The sequence below is a fragment of the Nostoc sp. 106C genome (assembly GCF_002154725.1).
Classification (GTDB): domain Bacteria; phylum Cyanobacteriota; class Cyanobacteriia; order Cyanobacteriales; family Nostocaceae; genus Aulosira.
Window position 1 is genome coordinate 1 of sequence record NZ_MTAW01000015.1, and the last position, 5,207, is coordinate 5,207.

Consider the following 5,207-nt stretch of genomic DNA (forward strand, 5'->3'; position numbering starts at 1 on the left):
AAAGTTTTGTGGCGCTGACCATCCAGAGTCCAGAGTGTAGCTTTCTTGTCTGCACCGGCGGTAGCAATCAGCTCACCGTTTGGGCTAAAGCTAACACTATAGACCCTGCCATCATGTTTCAGCTCTATCGGATTTTTGTAGCCATTTAAATCCCAAATTTTGACCGTTTTGTCATCGCTAGCAGTCGCAAGGGTCTTACCGTCGGGGCTGAAACTCACGCTACGAACCAGACCTGTATGCCCCTGAAGAATTGGAAGCAAGGTGCTATCGTGTCTCCAAAGTTTAACAGTCTTGTCCGCACTTCCTGAGGCAATGGTCTTACTATCTAAACTGAAACTGACACTAAGGACTCTATCGTCGTGCCCCTTCAGGGTTTCAAGAAAACCGCCACCCGCAGTCCATACTTTGACCGTTCGATCCCAACTGTTATACGTCTGGGTTCCTTGTTGCTACCTACAGTCCAAAGGTTGACAGTACCGTCTTTGCTAGCGGCTGTAAAGGTCTTTCCATCTGGACTAAAGCTGATGCCATAAAACCAGTCCTTTCCCTCGATGCTAGGCTCAATATTCTTGCCATCCAGATTCCAAAGTCTAATTTTCTTATCCGCACTGGCAGTTGCAATAGTTTTTTTATCGGGGCTGAAGCTGATGCCATAAACCCAATTGTCATGCCCCTCTAAACGATTACGCTCTTGCAGACCATCGACTGCCTGCTGTAGGGCTTTGACAGTCTTGTCGCGGTCATTAGGCTGGAGTCCTATTGCCTTATCGAGTTGTTTGCTTGCTTTCAAGCTCGCCATTAATGCTCCAATCTGGTCATTGGCAATAAAACTATTTTCAGATGACGAGGTCAGTGCTACGACTTGACCTTGTATCGCTAAATTTGCCTGCCAGAAGGCCATTATCGCGAACAAAGATATCACTACAAAGACAGTTCGACGTATAAATTTTTTCTGCTTTATGCTTTTTTCTCTGTGCTTTTTGCTTTCCTGTACAAAGGTTTTAGCAAGTTTGTTTAGCGAAATATTATTGTCAGAACTTTGAAAGTATCTTTCTGCTTCAGCCAGTTTTAGTCCTTGTAGCAAGTAATCTTGGCTATTACCACTATTGTGCCAATCTTCAGCATCTTTCTCAATTCTTCGCTGTTTTCTCAAGATGTCTCGGTTGTCGTCTAGCCACTGGCGTAGCACAGACCAGTAACGAATTAGAGCTTCATGGGCGATGTCCAGGACGGCAAGCCTTGTCCCCGTTCCTCTGTCCGATATTTCACTCGTGACTACTAACTTGGCATCTGCCAACTTCTGGAGCACCTGCTCACCCAGAGCTTTCGATGGTTGAGCAGTAACTAAATTCTTTAGCAAAACCCGCCTGCGAGTATCCTCGGTTCCCTCTCCTAGCTGTGTCAGTTCTAGAAAAATTCGCTTTGCCACCTGTTGCTCCTCTGGTGACAAACTCTCATAAATCTCAGTGGCGCGTTTTTGCAGCGTTCCCCTTACCCCATCCAGTCTCGTGTAAACTAAGACTGTTAATTTTTCCTCAGTTCGCTGCTGCCAAAGTTGAGTTAACGTGTACTGTAATAACGGCAAACTTCCCGGTGAAACTTCCACATCGACAATTATCTGATTAACTAGCTCAGGCTCGACTTGCAAACCTACCCGTTTCGCAGGTTCGGTAATTGCCTGTCTCAACTCCTCCTCTGTCATCGGTGTCACCGTCACCAGATTTTCTTCAATCTGCTGTGTTAGTTTGCCATATTCAGCACACTTGCCAAAAAAATCTGCCCGCATTGTCAGCACCAAGCAGAGTTTATCGCCACACCGCTGCAATGCATCCAGCAAGCATTCAAAAAATTGCTGTCGTTTGCTGATGTCCTTGCACAGGGTAAACACTTCTTCAAACTGATCCACCATCAGTATGACTCGCTTGGTGTCCGCAGCGTGAATAAGTTGTCTTAAACCTACAGAACCCTTAGCAATCAATTCCTCAGCTTCTGCTAACTGGGATGCGCGTTCAATATCTGGTAACCCTGAATCCAAAAAGGCTCGTGCTAAACTCTGCAAAGGATGGTCACCCGGTTGAAAAATTCTGATTTGCCAAGTGTCACTACCCGACAACCGCCGCCCCAAGGTAAGCTGATAAAGTAATCCCGCCCTGACTACACTAGATTTACCACTTCCTGATGCTCCCAAAACTGCCAGGAAATTTCCTACACGCACTTTTTCTAATAACTGGTCTGTCAGCGCTTCCCTACCGTAGAAATATTTAGCATCTTCTTCTGTACAATCAAAGTATTGCAACCCGCGATAAGGGCAAATGTTCGTTACAACTGAATTACTATCTGGGTTCGGTGCTTGCCAAGTGCGCGTCAAGTTAATCGCACCACCGGAGTTGGCAAATATAGGACGCTGGGGAAATATGTGTAAACGCTGGTTAATAACATCAATTAAAGTGTAGTTTGTTACCCATGTGTCTTCCTGCCCTCTGGGCTTAAGTCCTTGTAACAGCGCCTGGGTTAAGACGCTATGCTTGCTATCAATTGTTTCATAGGCTACCTCAAACTCTCTTGATGCAGCAATAAAACAGCGATCACGTCCTTTGCCCCTATCCCCTGGATCTGCTTCGGCAAAATTCAGCAATTCACCGCTATAGCAACAATCCAACCAAATAATCTGTTGCCGCACGGGGCTTTCTTGCAATAATTCGCGCAGCCATTTCCAGCGAATACCCCAGTTGCCTAAATCGGGGTTGACATCACTAGTAGCCAAATACCCTTCCTGAATGCCTCGGTTTTTACGCAGCCCATGCCCTGAAAAATACAACAGCGCGGTGTCGGGAATATTTCTGCCCTCTGGCTTAAATAATTCGACGATCGCCTCTTCTAACTGAGTCAAAGTAACTTGAGTTGTCTTTCCAACGCGAATCGTGTTATTCTGCTTATCCTTAATGGCAGGTAGACGCTTGACTTTAAACTCGCCGGAATTTTCTAACAGTTGAGCGATTGCTTCTGCATCCTGTGCAGGTGCCGTTAGATTTTTTAAGCGATCGTAACTATAAGTATTAATCCCAACTACCAAAGCGTCTCGGCTCATAGTATAAAGCCTTACTCTAACTTAAAAGAGCGATGATTTAACTAATACAAATACAAAATACTTACCCCAATTTCCGAATAAAATTACTGAATATTGTTTTGTCAAAATAAATTCTGACCATGACCAAACTCACACCCATTCAACTCGATGACAACACAATTATTTACATCGAAGCTAGCGAAGACATCAACGTTCCCATAATTATAGCCAAAGAACCCGCAGAGGATGAGGAAGAAGCATTAACTGATAAGGGAATCAGTCCTGAAGAACTGCGAAAGCAAATAGTGCAAAATTTTCAGGTCGTTCAACATACAATACGTGCTTACACTGTTTATAGCTTGAATGCGTTTAAGCAAATTCCGATTGATAATATTAACAAAGTTACTTTAGAATTCGGCATTGAAATGGGCGGTGAAGCAGGTGTTCCTTATGTTACAAAGGGTACTGCTAAAAGTAATATGAAAATTACTGTGGAATGTTCGTTCCCTAAAGAGAATACGTAGATTATTCGAGAGGCTATCGGGGCTATTGCCCCGACCACGCAAGAAAGATGCGAAATAATGGCTCTTGAAATCCTTACCTCGCAATAATTACAGGCAGTAGTAAGCAATATCTACTTAATTTTTTCTTACTAGATTGCTTAAAAGTAATAAATTAAGCATAAATGCTTAGAAAAACAATCCATAGATTAAAGCAGCATGATGTGCCAAAGAAGGAGTCCTTAATCTATGGATTGCTTCAATAAGTGCAAATACTCATGATACCGCTTATGCACTTACAAACTTTGGCAGAATTTACGCAACTGTCAAAAGCGACAACGGAATTGCGCTGTGCGCCAAGAAACTAAACGAGAAATATTGGAATATCAGAACGTTGCTGTTGTTTCTCTCGACACCCATATCTGCAAGAGATATGCGATCGCCCAGGTGCTCCCTCGCACAAGAGTGATCGCCCTCGGTGTGAAAATCAGCTTTATTGATAAGTTCTTGTGAAGCAATCTTGAAGAATCCGCGAGCGCCCTTAGCACTAACATTTATAGTTGCTACCATGTGGCAGATATACAGAACTCCTTATACCGAACCTGAATTATCCTCTTCATTTCTTTGAAGAAATATGAACCACATCAAAAGCCCCCTTCATGTTAAAGGGGGTATTTTTATGGCAGGGGTGGTAAGCTCAGGAGTCATTCGCTGCATAATTCTCAGCCTCAAAAGGACGCAGGGATACAATTTGAATAATTATTAGCTTGGGCGATCGCAAACTATCTATTAAATTTTGTCCCGGCTTTTCTGCCTTTCCACCAACGCCCCAGGATCAGAGTTGATTTCTTCTAATAATCGCACTAAGGCTTCCTCTACAATCACTTCTTTATAAGGGGCATTAGTTTTTCCTAGTTCCAACTGGAGTGTTAGGTGCAGTTTGTCTAGCCGATCCAGCACTTGTGAGTTGATTTGAAATGTAGATTTACGGCAGATTGTTTTTTCAGATTTAGATTGTTGACTTGTTGACTTGTTAGCTTGTTGGCTGGCTGAATTGTTGTCTTGCGGACTTGCTATATGGACAGCTTGCTGACTTGTTAACGTCTCCTTGAGATTGTTGTCATCTGCTTTATCTTGTTCGCTTGTTGACAAGTCATCTTCTTGACTTGTTGACTTGTCAGCTTCCTGAATTGTCAAATTGCTATCTTCCTGACTTGTTGACTTCTTCCGACGATTGTTAGTTTGAGAAGTAGAAGTCAACGGCCGTGCTTTATCTTGTTCACTTGTTGACAAGTCATCTTCTTGACTTGTTGACTTGTCAGCTTCCTGAATGGTTGAATTGCTGTCTTCCTGACTTGTTGACTTCTTCCGACGATTGTTGGTTTGAGAAGTAGAGGTCAACGGCTGTGCTTTATCTTGTTCGCTTGTTGACAAGTCATCTTCTTGACTTGTTGACTTGTCAGCTTCCTGAATTGTCAAATTGCTATCTTCCTGACTTGTTGACTTCTTCCGACGATTGTTAGTTTGAGAAGTAGAAGTCAACGGCCGTGCTTTATCTTGTTCACTTGTTGACAAGTCATCTTCTTGACTTGTTGACTTGTCAGCTTCCTGAATGGTTGAATTGCTGTCTTGCTGACTTG

General features: G+C 43.3%; 5 protein-coding genes. 2 read left to right on the plus strand and 3 right to left on the minus strand.

The window, feature by feature from the left end; translation table 11 throughout:
- The coding region (locus tag BV375_RS00700; protein WP_208099024.1) for a PD40 domain-containing protein at positions 1–218 on the minus strand (218 nt) is incomplete at its 3' end.
- 149 nt (positions 219–367) lie between these two features.
- Positions 368–3,088, minus strand: coding sequence for a caspase family protein (locus BV375_RS00710; RefSeq protein WP_086756226.1), 2,721 nt, complete (start codon positions 3,086–3,088; stop codon positions 368–370).
- A 119-nt stretch (positions 3,089–3,207) separates the two neighbouring features.
- Between BV375_RS00710 and BV375_RS00715 the strand changes: the two genes are divergently transcribed.
- Positions 3,208–3,591: a CU044_2847 family protein gene (locus tag BV375_RS00715; protein ID WP_086756228.1), complete on the plus strand. Its 384-nt coding sequence runs from the start codon at positions 3,208–3,210 to the stop codon at positions 3,589–3,591.
- A 327-nt stretch (positions 3,592–3,918) separates the two neighbouring features.
- A complete protein-coding gene (locus BV375_RS36445) occupies positions 3,919–4,080 on the plus strand; it encodes a hypothetical protein (protein WP_166507339.1) in 162 nt (53 codons plus the stop codon).
- 276 nt (positions 4,081–4,356) lie between these two features.
- Here the strand turns inward: BV375_RS36445 and BV375_RS36450 are convergent.
- Positions 4,357–5,207: hypothetical protein (locus tag BV375_RS36450; RefSeq protein ID WP_086756234.1), on the minus strand; the 851-nt coding region annotated here is incomplete at its 5' end.

Coding starts and splice junctions, on each gene's coding strand:
- BV375_RS00710 (WP_086756226.1), bottom strand. CDS start 3,088: ATGAGCCGAGACGCTTTGGTAGTTGGGATTAATACTTATAGTTACGAT.
- BV375_RS00715 (WP_086756228.1), top strand. CDS start 3,208: ATGACCAAACTCACACCCATTCAACTCGATGACAACACAATTATTTAC.